Here is a 15,971-nt window from a genome sequence, read left to right on the forward strand (position 1 = left end):
AAGAGAAAGAAGTCTATGCCGACGATCAACCAGCTGGTCCGCAAGGGCCGCGTTCCGCAGAAGGCCAAGAGCAAGGTCCCTGCGATGGAACAGAACCCGCAAAAGCGCGGTGTCTGCACCCGTGTCTATACGACCACCCCGAAGAAGCCGAACTCCGCATTGCGCAAGGTTGCCAAGGTGCGCCTGACCAATGGCCGCGAAGTCATCAGCTACATCCCGGGTGAAGGTCACAACCTGCAGGAACACTCCGTGGTGCTGATCCGCGGCGGCCGTGTGCGCGACCTTCCGGGTGTGCGTTACCACGTGCTGCGCGGCGTGCTCGACACGCAGGGCGTGAAGGACCGCAGGCAGTCCCGTTCGAAGTACGGCGCCAAGCGGCCCAAATAATGGGTGCGCCCTCGGCGTCCGCCGAGGGCTACGGCACCGGCCCGCTCCCCCACCCGACCACCCAAGGCATCGTCCGCAAGGATGGTCGGGTGGGGAAGCGAGCCGGAGCCAGCAAGGTTTAACCGCGGAGCCGGCCCACTCCCCCACCCGGACGCCCTTACGAGGGGATCCTTTGGGTGGCCGGGTGGGGGAGTGGGCTGGAGCCGCAAGCCCCGACGGAGGTCGGGGCGCTACTCCGAAGGAGTTTAGTAGAATGTCACGTCGTCGTCGCCCAGAGAAGCGCGAAATCCTGCCCGATCCCAAGTTCGGGGATGTGGTGCTGTCCAAGTTCATGAACAATTTGATGTATGACGGGAAGAAGTCGACCGCCGAACGTATCGTTTACGGTGCGCTCGACACGGTCGAGGCGAAGGCCAAGGCCGATCCCGTGCAGATGTTCCACGATGCGCTGCAGAACATTGCACCGCAGGTGGAAGTGCGCAGCCGCCGCGTTGGTGGTGCCACGTACCAGGTGCCGGTCGAGGTTCGCCCCGAGCGTGCCCAGGCCCTGGCCATCCGCTGGCTGATCGGTGCGGCCCGCGGCCGTGCGGAAACGACCATGTCGGCCCGTCTCTCGGGCGAGCTGATGGATGCGGCCAACAATCGCGGCAATGCCGTGAAGAAGCGCGAAGACACGCACCGCATGGCGGACGCGAACCGCGCCTTCTCGCACTATCGCTGGTAGGATTGGCATGAAGGCCTAGAATGTCCGGACCGGGTGCAGGGGAGGCGTCCTGCACGTTATTGGCAACACGTCCGTCCTCCGTTGCCACCGGTTCGTCTTTCCCGGCCTTCAAGCTGTCACATCACTGACTATATGGGGCGAGAGATTGCTCGACCCCCGAACCGCAAGGAATTGATTATGGCCCGCGAATATCCGCTGGAGCGCTATCGCAATATCGGCATCATGGCGCACATCGATGCCGGCAAGACCACCACGACCGAACGCATCCTGTATTACACCGGCAAGTCCTACAAGATCGGCGAAGTGCACGATGGTGCCGCGACGATGGACTGGATGGAGCAGGAGCAGGAGCGTGGGATCACCATCACCTCTGCCGCCACCACCACCTTCTGGACGGCCGAAGATCCCACGATGGACGCGCGCTCCGAGCCCGAAGCGCTGCGTGCGGACATGCCCAAGCACCGCATCAACATCATCGACACGCCGGGCCACGTTGACTTCACCATCGAAGTCGAACGCTCCCTGCGTGTGCTCGACGGCGCGGTCGCCGTGTTCGACGGCGTTGCCGGCGTGGAGCCGCAGAGCGAAACCGTGTGGCGCCAGGCCGACAAGTACGGCGTGCCCCGGATGTGCTTCATCAACAAATTGGACCGCACCGGCGCAGACTTCTACTACTGCGTGCAGTCCATCATCGACCGCCTCGGCGCGAACCCGCTGGTACTGTATCTCCCGATCGGTGCCGAAAGCGATCTCAAGGGCGTTGTCGACCTCGTCAACAACCGCGGCATCGTGTGGCAGAACGAAGATCTCGGCGCGAAGTACGAGTTCGTCGACATCCCCGCCGAGCTGGCCGACAAGGCTGCCGAATATCGCGAGAAGCTGATCGAGACTGCCGTCGAGCAGGACGATGACGTGATGGAACAGTATCTGGAAGGCAACGAGCCGGATGCCGCGACCCTCAAGAGCCTGATCCGCAAGGGTACCATGAACCGCGACTTCGTTCCGGTCCTGTGTGGCTCCGCGTTCAAGAACAAGGGCGTGCAGCCGCTGCTGGACGCCGTGGTCGATTACATGCCGAGCCCGCTCGACGTGCCGGCCATCAAGGGCGTGAAGCCGGACTCCGAGGAAGAGGACACGCGTCCGTCTTCCGACGAAGCACCGTTCTCCGCGCTCGCCTTCAAGATCATGAACGACCCGTTCGTCGGCTCGCTCACCTTCACCCGCATCTATTCGGGCAAGCTGGAAAAGGGCTCTGTCCTCAACAGCGTGAAGGACAAGAAGGAAAAGATCGGCCGCATGCTGCTGATGCACTCCAACAACCGCGAAGACATCGATGAGGCGTTTGCCGGCGATATCGTTGCGATTGCGGGCCTGAAGGAAACGACGACGGGCGATACGCTTTGCGCATCCTCCGCGCCGATCATCCTGGAGCGCATGGAGTTCCCAGATCCCGTGATCGAGCTGTCCGTGGAGCCGAAGACCAAGGCCGACCAGGAAAAGATGGGCGTCGCCCTGAACCGCCTGGCCGCCGAAGATCCCAGCTTCCGCGTCACGACCGACCATGAATCCGGCCAGACGATCATCAAGGGCATGGGCGAGCTTCACCTCGACATCCTGGTCGATCGCATGAAGCGCGAATTTAAGGTCGAGGCCAATGTCGGTGCGCCGCAGGTGGCTTACCGTGAATCGCTCGGCCGCGAAGTCGAAGTGACCTACACCCACAAGAAGCAGTCGGGTGGTTCGGGCCAGTTCGGTGAAGCAAAGGTCCGCGTGATCCCCGGCGAACGTGGTCAGGGCATCATCTTCGAAGACAACATCAAGGGCGGCAACATCCCCCGCGAATACATTCCTTCCGTCGAGAAGGGCATGCGCGAGCAGGCGGAGAGCGGTTACCTTGTCGGCTTCCCGATCATCGATTTCACCATCGAGCTGATCGACGGCAAGTACCACGATGTCGACTCCAGCACGGTTGCCTTCGAAATCACCGGACGTGGCGCGATGCGCGAAGCGGCCCAGAAGGCCGGCATCAAGCTGCTGGAACCGATGATGAAGGTGGAAGTCGTGACCCCGGAAGACTATCTGGGTGACGTTATCGGCGACCTCAACAGCCGCCGTGGCCAGATCCAGGGTACGGAGACGCGCGGCAACGCGCAGGCCGTGGAGGCACTGGTGCCGCTGGCAAACATGTTCGGTTACGTGAACGAGCTGCGTTCGTTCACCCAGGGCCGGGCTCAGTACACCATGCAGTTCGCGCACTACGATGAAGTGCCGGCCAACGTGGCGCAGGAAGTCAAGGAGAAGCTTGCCTAAGGACTGGCGAGCGTTTAGGGGCGGCGCCTGATTCCGCAGGGCCGTCCTCTCCAGCGGAAAATCAATTCTGATAGACAGAGGTTATTTGAAAAATGGCTAAGGAAAAATTCGAGCGGAACAAGCCGCACTGCAACATCGGCACCATCGGTCACGTTGACCATGGCAAGACGACGCTGACGGCCGCGATTACGAAGTGCCAGGGTTCGGCCGTGGACTTCGCCAACATCGACAAGGCTCCGGAAGAGCGCGAGCGTGGCATCACCATCTCGACCGCTCACGTGGAATACGAAACCGACGCTCGCCACTATGCGCACGTCGATTGCCCGGGCCACGCCGACTACGTGAAGAACATGATCACCGGTGCTGCCCAGATGGACGGCGCTATCCTGGTCGTGAACGCCGCTGACGGCCCCATGCCGCAGACGCGCGAGCACATCCTGCTCGCTCGCCAGGTCGGCGTGCCGGCCCTGGTCGTGTACCTGAACAAGGTCGACCAGGTCGACGACGAGGAAATCCTCGAGCTGGTCGAACTGGAAGTGCGTGAACTGCTCTCCAGCTACGACTTCGACGGTGACAACATTCCGATCGTCAAGGGTTCCGCCCTGGCCGCTCTGGAAGGCCGCGATCCGGAAATCGGCGAAAACTCCATCAAGGAACTGATGGATGCTGTCGACAACCACATCCCGCAGCCCGAGCGTCCGGTTGACCAGAACTTCCTGATGCCGATCGAAGACGTGTTCTCGATCTCTGGCCGTGGTACGGTTGTGACCGGTCGCATCGAAACCGGCGTCGTGAACGTCGGTGACGAAGTCGAAATCGTCGGCATCAAGGACACTTCCAAGACCACCGTTACCGGTGTGGAAATGTTCCGCAAGCTGCTCGATCGCGGTGAAGCAGGCGACAACATCGGCGCCCTGATCCGCGGCGTGGGCCGTGAAGAAGTCGAGCGTGGCCAGGTTCTGGCCAAGCCGGGTTCGGTTACGCCGCACACCGACTTCAGCGCCGAAGTCTACGTCCTGTCCAAGGACGAAGGCGGCCGTCACACGCCGTTCTTCGCCAACTACCGTCCGCAGTTCTACTTCCGCACGACCGACGTGACGGGCGAAGTGGTCCTGCCGGAAGGCACCGAAATGGTGATGCCGGGCGACAACGTGACGATCGACGTCAAGCTGATCGCACCGATCGCCATGGACGAAGGTCTGCGCTTCGCAATCCGCGAAGGCGGCCGCACCGTCGGCTCCGGCGTTGTGTCGAAGATCTCCAAGTAATCTTCGCACGGTTCGCCGTGAAAAGCTTCGGGCCCGCTCCTCGCAAAGAGGGGCGGGCCCTTCGCATTTTATGGAGGCTGGCCACACTTACGCACGGCTCACCGCATGAAATCGGCCGGTTCTTCGGATTGGCAGTTTTCGGGGGTTGTCACATGCAGGGATGCCCCGTATAGGCCCGCCAACGAAACGGAGATTCGTCTCTGTTGCAACGAATTTGGTGAAGGCCGCCCGTTCCGGGAAACCGGGCAAAGCGGGGCGGGCCTTTCTTTTTTTGCGGGTTGTAAAAGGCTCGCTTGGCTCTTTCGCATCGGTGTAGGAAATGGAAGCTCAGAATATCCGCATTCGCCTCAAGGCGTTCGATCATCGCGTTCTCGACCAGGCAACTGGCGAAATTGCGGAGACCGCCCGCCGGACGGGTGCTCTTATTCGTGGCCCCATTCCCCTTCCGACGCGCATCGAGAAGTTCACCGTGAACCGCGGCCCGCACATCGACAAGAAGTCGCGCGAGCAGTTCGAGGTGCGCACCTACAAGCGGCTGCTCGATATCGTGCAGCCTAACGCCCAGACCGTGGACGCGCTGATGAAGCTCGACCTGGCAGCTGGCGTGAACGTCGAGATCAAGTTGGCTTGATTTCGGCGCGGGCCTGAAGGCTCGCGAACAAGGGATACCTCCGGTCCATCGGCCGGGCAGCGTCCCCCGTCTCGCCTCTCCCGCAAGGGGTGGCACTTTATCAGCCCGGACGGGGCGACGCATGACAATCGGGCTGGCAAGCACTCGGGGATGGTCCTCGCGTGCCTCTGTAAGGAGATTGGATCATGCGCACTGGCGTGATCGCGAAAAAAGTCGGGATGACCCGCCTGTTCCAGGAAGATGGCCGGCACGTGCCCGTCACCGTCCTGGCGCTTGAAGGTTGTCAGGTGACTGCCCACCGTACCCAGGATCGTGACGGCTACGTCGCCCTGCAGGTCGGTTCCGGCGAAGCGAAACACAAGAATGTCAACAAGCCGCAGCGCGAAGCTTTCGCGAAGGCTGAGGTTGGCCTGAAGCAGAAGGTCGCGGAATTCCGCCTCGAAGACGAGGAAGCCCTGCTTCCCGTCGGCGCCACGATCACTGCTGACCACTTCATCGCCGGCCAGATGGTCGACGTGACCGGCCACACGCAGGGCAAGGGCTTTGCCGGCGCCATGAAGCGTTGGGGCTTCGGCGGTCTGCGCGCCACGCACGGCGTGTCCGTCAGCCACCGTTCGCACGGCTCGACCGGTAACCGCCAGGATCCGGGCAAGGTCTTCAAGAACAAGAAGATGGCCGGCCACATGGGCGACCGTCAGCGCACCCAGCAGAACCTGGAAATCGTCCGCACGGACGCCGATCGCGGCTTGCTGTTCGTCAAGGGTTCGGTCCCTGGCTCCAAGAACAGCTGGATGATCGTGAAGGATGCGGTGAAGGTTCCGCTTCCCGAAGGTGTCCCTTTCCCCGGTGCGATGCGTCGCAACGCCGATGAAACCGCATCCGAAGATGCGACGCCCGGCCTGGTCGAAAGCGCCGCCGAGCACGAAGTGAACCCCGAAGTCTCCGCCGAGCAGCAGCAGAAGCTTGCTACCGAGCAGGACGCCGGTGTCGGCACCTCCAGCGGTACCCCCGCTGCTGATGCCAATGACAAGAACGAGGAAGGCTGATCGCCATGAAGGTGAAGGTCCAGAAACTAGACGGCAAGGCGTCCGGCGACATCGAACTGAACGATGCCATCTTTGGTGTCGAGCCGCGCGCAGACATCCTGCACCGCGTTGTGACGTGGCAGCTGGAAAACCGCCGCGCCACGGCGCGTCCGACGCGTGAGCGTTCGGACGTCAACCGCACCGGCAAGAAGCACGGGCCCCAGAAGGGTTCGGGCGGCGCTCGCCACGGTGACCGCGGCGCTCCGATCTTTATCGGCGGCGGTAAGGCTCACGGTGCCCGCAAGCGTGACTTCGAGCAGCAGCTCAACAAGAAGATCCGTGCACTCGGCCTGAAGATGGCCCTGTCCAGCAAGGCGAAGGACGGTCTCGTGGTCGTCGACAGCCTGGAGCTGAAGGACGCCAAGACGAAGGCCCTCAAGGGTCAGTTCGAAAAGGCTGGCCTCAGCGGCAAGGTCCTCGTGATCGACGGCGAAGACGTGGCAGACGGCTTCCGCAAGGCATCCGCCAACCTGCCGGGCGTCAACGTCCTGCCGGCCATGGGCGCCAACGTCTACGACATCCTGAAGCATGACACGCTGGTCCTGACCAAGGCCGCTGTCGAAAAACTGGAGGCGCGTTTCAATGGCTAAGAAGCAGGAAGTGGACGCGCGCCACTACGACGTGGTTCTGGCACCGCACATCACCGAGAAGTCGACGCTGCTCTCCGAGCATAACGCAGTCGTCTTCAAGGTGTCCGGCGATGCCACGAAGCCCGCGATCAAGGAAGCGGTCGAAGCCATCTTCGATGTGAACGTCACCGGCGTGAACACCGTTGTCGTGAAGGGCAAGACCAAGCGCTGGCGGGGCAAGCCCTACAAGCGCACTGACATGAAAAAGGCGATCGTGACGCTGGCCGAAGGCCAGTCCATCGACGTCACCAGCGGTATCTGAGGCGGCTAGAACAATGGCACTCAAGAACTACAAACCGACAAGTCCCGCCCGTCGCGGCCTTGTCCTGGTCGACAAGACCGGTCTCTGGAAAGGGAAGCCGGAAAAGTCTCTGACCGAGGGCAAGCGCAAGACCGGTGGTCGCAACAACAAGGGCCACGTGACTTCGCGCGGCATCGGCGGCGGTCACAAGCAGAAGTACCGCTATGTCGACTTCAAGCGTCGCAAGTGGGACGTGGAAGGCACCGTGGAGCGGATCGAATACGATCCCAACCGCACCGCTTTTATCGCACTCGTCAAGTATGACGACGGCGAGATCGCCTACATCCTGGCTCCGCAGCGTGTTGCCGAAGGCGACAAGGTCGTGGCCGGCGAGAAGGTCGACGTGAAGCCGGGCAATGCGATGCTGCTCAGCCAGATGCCGGTCGGCACCATCTGCCACAATGTGGAGATGAAGCCGGGCAAGGGTGGCCAGATCGCCCGTTCGGCAGGCACTTACGTGCAGCTGGTCGGTCGCGATCGCGGCATGGTCATCGTCCGCCTGAACAGCGGTGAACAGCGCTACATCCGTGGCGAATGCATGGGTACGGTTGGCGCGGTCTCGAACCCCGACAACCAGAACCAGAACTTCGGCAAGGCAGGCCGCACCCGCTGGAAGGGGCGCAAGCCCCTGACGCGCGGCGTGGCCAAGAACCCGGTCGACCACCCGCACGGTGGTGGTGAAGGCCGCACCAGCGGTGGCCGTCATCCGGTTACCCCGTGGGGCAAGCCGACCAAGGGCGCCCGCACCCGCAAGAACAAGCAGACGGACAAGATGATCATCCGTTCGCGCCACGCGAAGAAGAAGAGGTAAGACACGATGGCACGTTCCGTCTGGAAAGGTCCTTTCGTCGAGCTCAGCCTTCTGAAGAAGGCGCAGGAGCAGCAGGAAGCCAACAATTCGAAGCCGATCAAGACCTGGTCGCGCCGCTCGACCATCCTGCCCGATTTCGTCGGCCTGACGTTCAACGTCTACAATGGCCACAAATTCGTGCCGGTTTCGGTCAACGAGGAAATGGTCGGTCACAAGCTCGGTGAATTCGCGCCCACGCGCAGCTTCCCGGGTCACGCTGCCGACAAGAAGGGTAAGCGCTGATGAGCAAGCAGAAAGCTCCCCGCCGCGTCGCCGATAACGAGGCTCTGGCCGTAGGCACCACGATCCGTGGTTCCGCGCAGAAGCTGAACCTCGTTGCCGCGCTGATCCGCGGCCGCAAGGTGGAAGAGGCGATGAACATCCTCTCCTTCTCCAAGCGGGCGATGGCCAAGGACGCGCAGAAGGTGCTCGCATCCGCGATCGCCAATGCGGAAAACAACCACGACCTGGATGTGGACGCGCTCGTCGTGGCCGAAGCCAGTGTCGGCAAGTCGATCACCATGAAGCGGTTCGCCACGCGCGGCCGCGGCAAGTCCACGCGCATCCTGAAGCCGTTCAGCCGGCTGCGGATCGTCGTGCGCGAGCAGGAAGAGGCGTAAGATGGGCCAGAAGAGCAATCCGATCGGTCTGCGCCTGCAGATCAACCGCACCTGGGACAGCCGCTGGTACGCCGAAGGGCGCGACTATGCGCAGCTGCTCAAGGAAGACATCGAGATCCGCAAGTTCATCATCAAGTCGCTGCCGCAGGCCGCGATTTCCAAGGTGGTGATCGAGCGTCCGGCCAAGCTGTGCCGCGTCTCCATCTATGCTGCACGCCCTGGCGTGATCATCGGCAAGAAGGGCGCCGACATCGAGAAGCTGCGCTCCAAGCTGTCGCAGATGACCAGCAGCGAAGTGAAGCTGAACATCGTCGAGATCCGCAAGCCGGAAATCGACGCCAAGCTCGTCGCCCAGGGTATCGCCGACCAGCTGATCCGCCGCGTGGCTTTCCGCCGTGCGATGAAGCGCGCCATGCAGTCTGCCCTGCGTCTGGGTGCCGAAGGCATCAAGATCGTTTGCGGCGGCCGTCTCGGCGGTGCCGAAATCGCCCGTGTCGAACAGTATCGCGAAGGCCGCGTGCCGCTTCACACCCTGCGTGCCAACATCGATTATGCCGAAGCCGAGGCGCTGACCGCCTATGGCATCATCGGCATCAAGGTGTGGGTCTTCAAGGGTGAGATCCTCGGCCACGACCCGACCGCGCAGGACCGTCTGATGATGGAATCGCAGACCTCCGGCGTGCGCCCGGCTCGCTGATTGCAGGATTAGGAAAGAACCATGCTGCAACCGAAGAAAACCAAGTACCGCAAGGCGTTCAAGGGCAAGATCCATGGAACGGCCAAGGGCGGCACGGACCTGAATTTCGGGTCCTACGGCCTCAAGGCTCTCGAGCCGGAGCGTATCACTGCGCGCCAGATCGAAGCGGCTCGCCGTGCCATCACCCGCCACATCCGGCGCCAGGGTCGTCTCTGGATCCGCGTGTTCCCGGACGTGCCCGTGTCCAAGAAACCGGCCGAAGTCCGTCAGGGTAAGGGCAAGGGTTCCGTTGAATTCTGGGCCGCCCGCGTGAAGCCGGGTCGGATCCTGTTCGAACTGGACGGCGTTCCGGGTCCGCTGGCTGCCGAAGCATTCAGCCGCGCGGCCATGAAACTGCCGATCAAGACCAAGGTCGTGGCACGCCTCGGCGACACGAGCCACCTGGAGGGCTGACGATGAGCAAGATCGAAGACCTGCGGACCAAGTCCGACGACCAGCTGTCCGAACAGCTGACCGAATTGAAGCGCGAGCAGTTCAACCTGCGTTTCCAGGCGGCCACCAACCAGCTCGAGGGTCCGTCCCGCGTGAAGGAAGTGCGTCGCCAGATCGCCCGCATCAAGACGCTGCAGACCGAGCGTGCTGCGGCGGAAAAGGCCTGAGGAGCAGACAATGCCCAAACGTATCCTGACCGGGACTGTCACCTCCGACAAGACCGACAAGACTGTCACCGTGCTGGTGGAGCGCAAGGTCAAGCACCCGCTCTACGGCAAGATCATTCGCCGTTCGAAGAAGTACCATGCCCATGACGAGGCAAATGAGTACGTGATCGGCGACGAGGTCCGCATCGAGGAAACCAAGCCGGTTTCCAAGACCAAGACCTGGAAGGTGATCGATCGGGTCAAGGCAAGCCGTGGCGAAGAGGTCGAAGCCGATCTCGAAGTCGAAGCAGCCACCCCCGGTAACTGAACGAATTGACGTAGGAACTGCCGGGCCCCGCTTCGTGGGCGTCCCGGCAAGCCAAGAGAAGGAAACGGATCAATGATCCAGATGCAATCCAATCTCGACGTCGCGGACAACAGCGGCGCAAAGCGCGTCCAGTGCATCAAGGTACTGGGCGGCTCCAAGCGCCGCACCGCGTCCGTCGGCGACGTGATCGTGGTTTCCGTGAAGGAAGCCCAGCCGCGCGCTCGCGTGAAGAAGGGCGACGTTCACCGTGCCGTGATCGTGCGCACCCGCAAGGACGTCCGTCGCCCCGACGGCAGCGTGATCCGCTTCGACGGCAATGCCGCGGTGCTGGTCAACAAGACCGAAGAGCCGATCGGCACGCGTATCTTCGGCCCGGTCGTGCGTGAACTGCGCGGCAAGGGCTTCATGAAGATCATCTCGCTCGCTCCGGAGGTGCTGTAATGGCCCACGCAAAGATCAAGAAGGGTGACGAAGTCGTAGTCCTGTCCGGCAAGGACAAGGGCCGCACCGGCACCGTGACCAAGGTCATGCCGAAGGAAGGCAAGGTCGTGGTCGACGGTATCAATGTCGCCGCCCGCCACCGCAAGCCGACGCAGGAAAACCCGCAGGGCGGTATCGAGCGCAAGCCCGCGCCGATGGCGCTGGGCAAGGTTGCGATTGCCGATCCCAAGGACGGCAAGCCGACCCGCGTTCGTTTCGAGCTGAAGGACGGCAAGTTCGTCCGCGTGGCCGTGAAATCCGGGGAGACCATCGATGGCTGATTATACGCCTCGCCTGAAGAAGAAGTACGAGGACGAGATCGTCAAGGCGATGACCGAGAAGTTCGGTTACGCCAACCGTCTTGAAGTCCCCAAGCTGGACAAGGTCACGCTCAACATGGGTGTGGGTGAAGCCAGCCAGGATAAGAAGAAGGTCCAGACGGCTGCCGACGAAATGGAAAAGATTGCTGGCCAGAAGCCGGTGATCACCAAGGCCAAGAAGTCGATCGCCCAGTTCAAGCTGCGCGAAGGCATGCCGATCGGGTGCAAGGTTACCATGCGCCGCGACCGGATGTTCGAATTCATGGACCGCCTGGTCACCATCGCAATGCCGCGCATCCGCGACTTCCGGGGCCTCAACCCCAAGTCGTTCGATGGCAATGGCAATTACGCGATGGGCCTGAAGGAGCAGATCATCTTCCCAGAGATCAGCTACGACCAGATCGACACCGTGCGTGGCATGGACATCATCGTCACCACAACCGCAAAGACCGACGAAGAAGCGCGCGAATTGCTGCGCCTGTTCGGTTTCCCGTTCCCGGCTGATGAAGCCGCTGAAGAGAAAGAAGCCGCGTAAGCGGCGCAGGAGAGCTTAAGTCCAATGGCGAAACTGAGTTCCATAAACAAGAACGAGAAGCGTAAGGCTCTCGTCAAGAAGTATGCGGCCAAGTACGCGAAGCTGAAGGCTATCGCGGACGACAAGTCGCTCGACGACACGGAGCGCCTGATGGCGCGCCTGAAGATGGCGGAACTGCCGCGCAATGCGAATCCCACGCGCGTGCGCAACCGCTGCACCACCACCGGCCGCCCGCGCGGCTATTATCGCAAGTTCGGCGTGAACCGTATCGAACTGCGGAACCTCGGCAACAAGGGCCTGATCCCAGGCCTGACCAAGTCGAGCTGGTGAGGTAATACGAGATGGCAATGACCGATCCCCTGGGTGATATGCTCACCCGCATCCGCAACGGCCAGCAGGCGAAGAAGGATTCCGTCCTCTCGCCCGCCAGCAAGCTGCGTGCGAACGTCCTCGAAGTGCTCCAGCGCGAAGGCTACATCCGTGGCTTCAGCGAAGACGCTTCCGGCCGGCACCCCGCGCTGCGGATCGAACTGAAGTATTTCGAAGGCGAACCGGCTATCAAGCACGTCGCCCGCGTCTCTAAGCCGGGCCGCCGCGTCTATTCGGGTTCCAAGGAACTGCCGAGTGTGCGCAACGGCCTTGGCATCTCCATCGTCTCGACGCCGCGCGGCGTGCTCTCGGATGCCGAAGCACGCACCGAAAACGTCGGCGGCGAAGTGCTGGCGGAGGTATTCTGATGAGCCGCATCGGCAAACAGCCGGTGGCGATCCCCAGCGGGGTCACCGCCAATATCGATAACGGCACGCTCAGCGTGAAGGGCCCGAAGGGCACGCTCAGCCTGGGCCTGTCCGACCTCATCGACTACAAGGTCGAAGAGGGCGAGATCCTGGTGAAGCCGGCAAACGACAGCAAGCAGGCGCGCTCCTACTGGGGCATGCAGCGCACGCTGGTGTCGAATCTGGTCGAAGGCGTCACGGAAGGGTTTTCCAAGACGCTGGAAATCTCGGGCGTCGGTTACCGTGCACAGTCGCAGGGCAAGACCCTGAAGCTGCAGCTCGGCTACAGCCACGATGTCGACATCGCCATCCCGGAAGGCCTGGAGGTGAAGACCCCGGACCAGACCACCGTGATCATTTCCGGCATGGACAAGCAGGCCGTTGGCCAGCTCGCCGCCGAAATCCGCCGCTGGCGCAAGCCCGAGCCCTACAAGGGCAAGGGCATCAAGTACCAGGGCGAATACGTCTTCCGCAAGGAAGGGAAGAAGAAGTAAGATGGCCAAGCTTTCCCTTTTCGAACGCCGCCGTCGCCGCGTCCGCACTGCGCTTCGCAAGCGGTCCGGCAACAAGCCGCGTCTCTCCGTTCACCGCACGGGCCAGCACATCTATGCGCAGGTCATCGACGATGTCGAAGGCCGCACGGTTGCTGCTGCCAACACGCTGGGTGTCAAAGCCTCCGGCGCGAATATCGATGCTGCCGTCAAGGTGGGCAAGGATATCGCTGCCGCTGCCAAGAAGGCCGGCGTGACGACTGTCGTGTTCGACCGCGGCGGATACCTGTTCCATGGCCGCGTGAAAGCGCTGGCCGATGCCGCCCGTGAAGGCGGGCTGGAGTTCTGATCATGGCTGACGACAAGAAGACCGAAAACGCCGAAGCCGAAACCAAGGCGGCAGAAGCTACCGAAGCAAAGGCAACCGAAGCGAAGGCAACGGAAGCCAAGGCCGACGAAGCGAAGCCGGTCGAGATCGACCAGCCTGCTTCCGCCGAGACCGATCACGGCGTGAAGGAAGAGCCGGTCATCGCCAGCGAAGGCTCCACGCCGACGCCGACGACCGCCAGCACCGAAGCTGCGGACAACCAGTCTGCTGCTGCGGGTGATCCTGCCCAGCCGCGTACGCGTGAAAACGCCCGCGGTGGACGCGATGGCGGCCGTGGCGGCCGTGACAATCGCGGTGGTGGTGGCCGTGGCCGTGGTGGCCGCGACGATCGCCGTGGTGGCCGTGGCCGCAACGATGACGATGGCGAAGAGCTGATCGAGAAGCTGGTTCACATCAACCGTGTCTCCAAGACGGTGAAGGGCGGTAAGCGCTTCGGTTTCGCAGCCCTCGTGGTTGTCGGTGACGGCCAGGGCCGGGTCGGCTTCGGCCACGGCAAGGCCCGCGAAGTGCCGGAAGCCATCAACAAGGCGACCGCCGCTGCCAAGAAGAAGATGGTCCGCGTTCCGCTGAAGGAAGGCCGCACGCTTCACCACGACGGCAACGGCCGTTTCGGTGCCGGCAAGGTGACCATCCGCACCGCACCTCCGGGGACCGGCATCATCGCCGGTGGTCCGATGCGTGCCGTGTTCGAGAGCCTGGGTGTTTCCGATGTGGTGACCAAGTCGGTCGGCACGTCCAACCCCTACAACATGATCCGCGCCACGTTCGAAGCGCTGACCGACCAGACTTCGCCGAAGTCGGTCGCCCAGCGTCGCGGCAAGAAGGTCGCAGACCTTCTGGGTCGCGGTGGTGCCAGCGAAGCCGAGGCAGCCGCCGACGCTGCAGCGGTCACGGAGTAAGCGACATGGCGAAGATCAAGATCAAGCAGATCGGCAGCCCGATCCGCCGCCCCAAGGACCAGCGCAAGACGCTGATCGGCCTTGGCCTGAACAAGATGCATAAGGTGGTGGAACTGGAAGACACCCCCGAAGTGCGCGGTGCGATCCGCAAGCTGCCGCACATGGTGCAGGTGGTCGAAGACTAAGTCTTCATCCGCCAGAACAATAGGGAGGGCCTGCCGGGTGACCGGTGGGCCCTTCTTTTTTGCGCTCAGATCCCGGCATCCTGCAGGAATTGCGCCATCCGGCCCCGATAGGCGCCGAAAGTGTAGCGCCCGGCAGCGGCCTGCGCGTTGCTCCGCCAATGGGCGAGCCGATCGCGGTCGGAAATGGCGGCCTGCATGGCGTCGACCAGGAGATCGGTATCCGGGCGTTGCAGCATGATGCCAGTGTCCGGTGTTACGGCATGGGCTGCGCGGTCGCTCTGGATCAGTGCCATTCCGCTCACCAGGGCCTCGTACAACACGATGCCGCCGCCTTCGAAATAGGTCGGGAACAGCAGCACGTCGTGCTGCGCCATGATCTCGGGGATCTGGTTGCGGGGGAGGGAGCCTGTGAAGTGCACACGCTCACGGTATGAGGCGAGCATGCGCTCCGGCACCCCCATAGCGCCCACCACCGTCAGGCTGGCTTCGTTGGCGGGCAGGCGGGCAATGGCTTCGAGTACGTGATGGATGCCCTTTCGCGGGATGCCGAGGCCGACGAACAGGAAACGGACCGGCGCTCCTTTCGGTGCGGGTGAGGGCGTGGGGAGGGCCGCGAAATGCGCCGCATCGAAGCCGTATTCCAGCACGCGAGTCTTTGCGGCCACAGCCGGCCCTTCGAACTCTGCCAGCGTTTCCTTCGCAAACTCGCAGCCTACCAGGATGTGATCGGCCAGCTCGTGCTCGGCAACGGCGCGGTCTATCTCGCGGTCGCTGGCCTGCTTGCCGGGATTGAGGAACCAGTCGCCATAGCTGGTTTCAAGCATGGCCATATCGCGATTGTAGGCGCGGGGGTCGCCGATAGTGCGGTCCAGGATTGCAGTGCGTCCTGCCTGCTTGCCCAAGGCGAATGCGACGTCGGCGCTGTTGTTGTATCCCCAGAGCGCGAATTGCCGGTCGGAGTGGATGTCGTCGGCGAGCCTGCCTTGCCAATGTCCATTACCCCAATGGTCGATCCGCTCGGCGAGGCGCGCCAGGCCGAGCCGTGCGGTCAGGCGCTCCACCCATTCGGTCTTCCCGCCCACGCGCAGTTGGTCATCATCTAATTTACCGGCCAGTCCGGCCGCATCGAACCGGCGGAATTCTGCCGCAAACGTCCTTCCAAGAGCGCCAGGAAGACCTTCCAACACATAAGGCCATTGTCCGGGCTGCCGCAGGATGGATGTCGCGTAAAAGGCCAGCCGATCCAGCTCGTGCAGGGCACGCGCCGTTTGCCAGCTGTGCTGTGTGCCGGGGTGGAAGACTGCTATTGCCTGCTTCGCCACGCTGGTTTCCCGCTCCCCGGCCATCGGCTACGATCCAGTCGCCGCTCAGTAGGGCCGTATCACGCGAACTCGCAGCAAAGAAGGGGGTGACAAGTGCGCCCCGCGCG

The 15,971-nt window shown here is 62.6% G+C and carries 25 protein-coding genes; 24 read left to right on the plus strand and 1 reads right to left on the minus strand.

Features of this window, described 5'->3' with window-relative positions; genetic code table 11:
• Nucleotides 1-15: 15 nt before the first annotated feature.
• From rpsL to rpmD, 24 genes are all read left to right on the plus strand, one after another.
• Nucleotides 16-387, plus strand: a complete 372-nt coding sequence (rpsL, locus tag A6F65_RS06385) for a 30S ribosomal protein S12 (RefSeq protein ID WP_067786956.1) — start codon at nucleotides 16-18, stop codon at nucleotides 385-387.
• 253 nt (nucleotides 388-640) lie between these two features.
• A complete protein-coding gene (gene rpsG, locus A6F65_RS06390; protein WP_067786958.1) occupies nucleotides 641-1,111 on the plus strand; it encodes a 30S ribosomal protein S7 in 471 nt (156 codons plus the stop codon).
• A 177-nt stretch (nucleotides 1,112-1,288) separates the two neighbouring features.
• Nucleotides 1,289-3,421, plus strand: a complete 2,133-nt coding sequence (fusA, locus tag A6F65_RS06395) for an elongation factor G (protein WP_067786960.1) — start codon at nucleotides 1,289-1,291, stop codon at nucleotides 3,419-3,421.
• Nucleotides 3,422-3,513: 92 nt separating this feature from the next.
• Nucleotides 3,514-4,689 carry an elongation factor Tu gene (tuf, locus tag A6F65_RS06400; protein WP_067786961.1) on the plus strand — a complete coding sequence of 392 codons (1,176 nt, stop codon included), beginning with the start codon at nucleotides 3,514-3,516 and terminating at the stop codon, nucleotides 4,687-4,689.
• A gap of 319 nt (nucleotides 4,690-5,008) precedes the next feature.
• Nucleotides 5,009-5,320: a 30S ribosomal protein S10 gene (rpsJ, locus tag A6F65_RS06405; RefSeq protein WP_040715017.1), complete on the plus strand. Its 312-nt coding sequence runs from the start codon at nucleotides 5,009-5,011 to the stop codon at nucleotides 5,318-5,320.
• 185 nt (nucleotides 5,321-5,505) lie between these two features.
• Complete coding sequence (gene rplC, locus A6F65_RS06410; protein ID WP_067786962.1) at nucleotides 5,506-6,366, plus strand: 50S ribosomal protein L3; 861 nt, start codon at nucleotides 5,506-5,508, stop codon at nucleotides 6,364-6,366.
• Nucleotides 6,367-6,371: 5 nt separating this feature from the next.
• A complete protein-coding gene (rplD, locus tag A6F65_RS06415) occupies nucleotides 6,372-6,995 on the plus strand; it encodes a 50S ribosomal protein L4 (protein ID WP_067786972.1) in 624 nt (207 codons plus the stop codon).
• Nucleotides 6,988-7,296, plus strand: coding sequence for a 50S ribosomal protein L23 (locus A6F65_RS06420; protein ID WP_067786974.1), 309 nt, complete (start codon nucleotides 6,988-6,990; stop codon nucleotides 7,294-7,296). The genes rplD and A6F65_RS06420 overlap by 8 nt, the downstream gene beginning before the upstream one ends.
• A gap of 13 nt (nucleotides 7,297-7,309) precedes the next feature.
• A complete protein-coding gene (gene rplB / locus A6F65_RS06425) occupies nucleotides 7,310-8,146 on the plus strand; it encodes a 50S ribosomal protein L2 (protein WP_067786976.1) in 837 nt (278 codons plus the stop codon).
• A 6-nt stretch (nucleotides 8,147-8,152) separates the two neighbouring features.
• The gene (rpsS, locus tag A6F65_RS06430) at nucleotides 8,153-8,428 is read left to right on the plus strand and encodes a 30S ribosomal protein S19 (RefSeq protein WP_067786978.1); all 276 of its coding nucleotides are present in this window, start codon (nucleotides 8,153-8,155) and stop codon (nucleotides 8,426-8,428) included.
• The gene (gene rplV, locus A6F65_RS06435; protein ID WP_067786980.1) at nucleotides 8,428-8,805 is read left to right on the plus strand and encodes a 50S ribosomal protein L22; all 378 of its coding nucleotides are present in this window, start codon (nucleotides 8,428-8,430) and stop codon (nucleotides 8,803-8,805) included. The genes rpsS and rplV overlap by 1 nt, the downstream gene beginning before the upstream one ends.
• A 1-nt stretch (nucleotide 8,806) precedes the next feature.
• Complete coding sequence (rpsC, locus tag A6F65_RS06440; protein WP_067786982.1) at nucleotides 8,807-9,502, plus strand: 30S ribosomal protein S3; 696 nt, start codon at nucleotides 8,807-8,809, stop codon at nucleotides 9,500-9,502.
• 21 nt (nucleotides 9,503-9,523) lie between these two features.
• Complete coding sequence (rplP, locus tag A6F65_RS06445; RefSeq protein WP_067786984.1) at nucleotides 9,524-9,955, plus strand: 50S ribosomal protein L16; 432 nt, start codon at nucleotides 9,524-9,526, stop codon at nucleotides 9,953-9,955.
• Between the two features lie 2 nt (nucleotides 9,956-9,957).
• Entirely contained in the window at nucleotides 9,958-10,161 is a 204-nt protein-coding gene (rpmC, locus tag A6F65_RS06450) for a 50S ribosomal protein L29 (RefSeq protein ID WP_067786985.1), read from the plus strand.
• A 10-nt stretch (nucleotides 10,162-10,171) separates the two neighbouring features.
• Nucleotides 10,172-10,468 (plus strand): 30S ribosomal protein S17, encoded by a 297-nt coding sequence (gene rpsQ / locus A6F65_RS06455; protein WP_067786989.1) that lies wholly within the window; start codon nucleotides 10,172-10,174, stop codon nucleotides 10,466-10,468.
• Between the two features lie 72 nt (nucleotides 10,469-10,540).
• On the plus strand, nucleotides 10,541-10,909 hold the full coding sequence (gene rplN, locus A6F65_RS06460) for a 50S ribosomal protein L14 (protein WP_067786990.1): 369 nt from the start codon (nucleotides 10,541-10,543) through the stop codon (nucleotides 10,907-10,909).
• The gene (gene rplX / locus A6F65_RS06465) at nucleotides 10,909-11,229 is read left to right on the plus strand and encodes a 50S ribosomal protein L24 (protein ID WP_067786991.1); all 321 of its coding nucleotides are present in this window, start codon (nucleotides 10,909-10,911) and stop codon (nucleotides 11,227-11,229) included. The genes rplN and rplX overlap by 1 nt, the downstream gene beginning before the upstream one ends.
• Entirely contained in the window at nucleotides 11,222-11,803 is a 582-nt protein-coding gene (gene rplE, locus A6F65_RS06470) for a 50S ribosomal protein L5 (RefSeq protein WP_067786992.1), read from the plus strand. The genes rplX and rplE overlap by 8 nt, the downstream gene beginning before the upstream one ends.
• Before the next feature lie 24 nt (nucleotides 11,804-11,827).
• Nucleotides 11,828-12,133: a 30S ribosomal protein S14 gene (gene rpsN / locus A6F65_RS06475; RefSeq protein ID WP_067786993.1), complete on the plus strand. Its 306-nt coding sequence runs from the start codon at nucleotides 11,828-11,830 to the stop codon at nucleotides 12,131-12,133.
• An 11-nt stretch (nucleotides 12,134-12,144) separates the two neighbouring features.
• Nucleotides 12,145-12,540 carry a 30S ribosomal protein S8 gene (gene rpsH / locus A6F65_RS06480; protein ID WP_067786995.1) on the plus strand — a complete coding sequence of 132 codons (396 nt, stop codon included), beginning with the start codon at nucleotides 12,145-12,147 and terminating at the stop codon, nucleotides 12,538-12,540.
• Nucleotides 12,540-13,073, plus strand: coding sequence for a 50S ribosomal protein L6 (rplF, locus tag A6F65_RS06485; RefSeq protein WP_067786997.1), 534 nt, complete (start codon nucleotides 12,540-12,542; stop codon nucleotides 13,071-13,073). Before rpsH ends, rplF begins: the two co-directional genes overlap by 1 nt.
• Nucleotide 13,074: 1 nt before the next feature.
• Complete coding sequence (rplR, locus tag A6F65_RS06490; protein ID WP_067786999.1) at nucleotides 13,075-13,419, plus strand: 50S ribosomal protein L18; 345 nt, start codon at nucleotides 13,075-13,077, stop codon at nucleotides 13,417-13,419.
• A 179-nt stretch (nucleotides 13,420-13,598) separates the two neighbouring features.
• Complete coding sequence (gene rpsE, locus A6F65_RS13180; protein ID WP_083989613.1) at nucleotides 13,599-14,357, plus strand: 30S ribosomal protein S5; 759 nt, start codon at nucleotides 13,599-13,601, stop codon at nucleotides 14,355-14,357.
• Between the two features lie 5 nt (nucleotides 14,358-14,362).
• Complete coding sequence (gene rpmD / locus A6F65_RS06500; protein ID WP_067787001.1) at nucleotides 14,363-14,542, plus strand: 50S ribosomal protein L30; 180 nt, start codon at nucleotides 14,363-14,365, stop codon at nucleotides 14,540-14,542.
• 65 nt (nucleotides 14,543-14,607) lie between these two features.
• Here rpmD and A6F65_RS06505 read toward each other — a convergent pair whose 3' ends face one another.
• Nucleotides 14,608-15,888 (minus strand): glycosyltransferase family 4 protein, encoded by a 1,281-nt coding sequence (locus A6F65_RS06505; RefSeq protein ID WP_067787002.1) that lies wholly within the window; start codon nucleotides 15,886-15,888, stop codon nucleotides 14,608-14,610.
• Nucleotides 15,889-15,971: the final 83 nt, after the last annotated feature.

Source organism: Paraurantiacibacter namhicola, from assembly GCF_001687545.1.
GTDB lineage: Bacteria > Pseudomonadota > Alphaproteobacteria > Sphingomonadales > Sphingomonadaceae > Paraurantiacibacter > Paraurantiacibacter namhicola.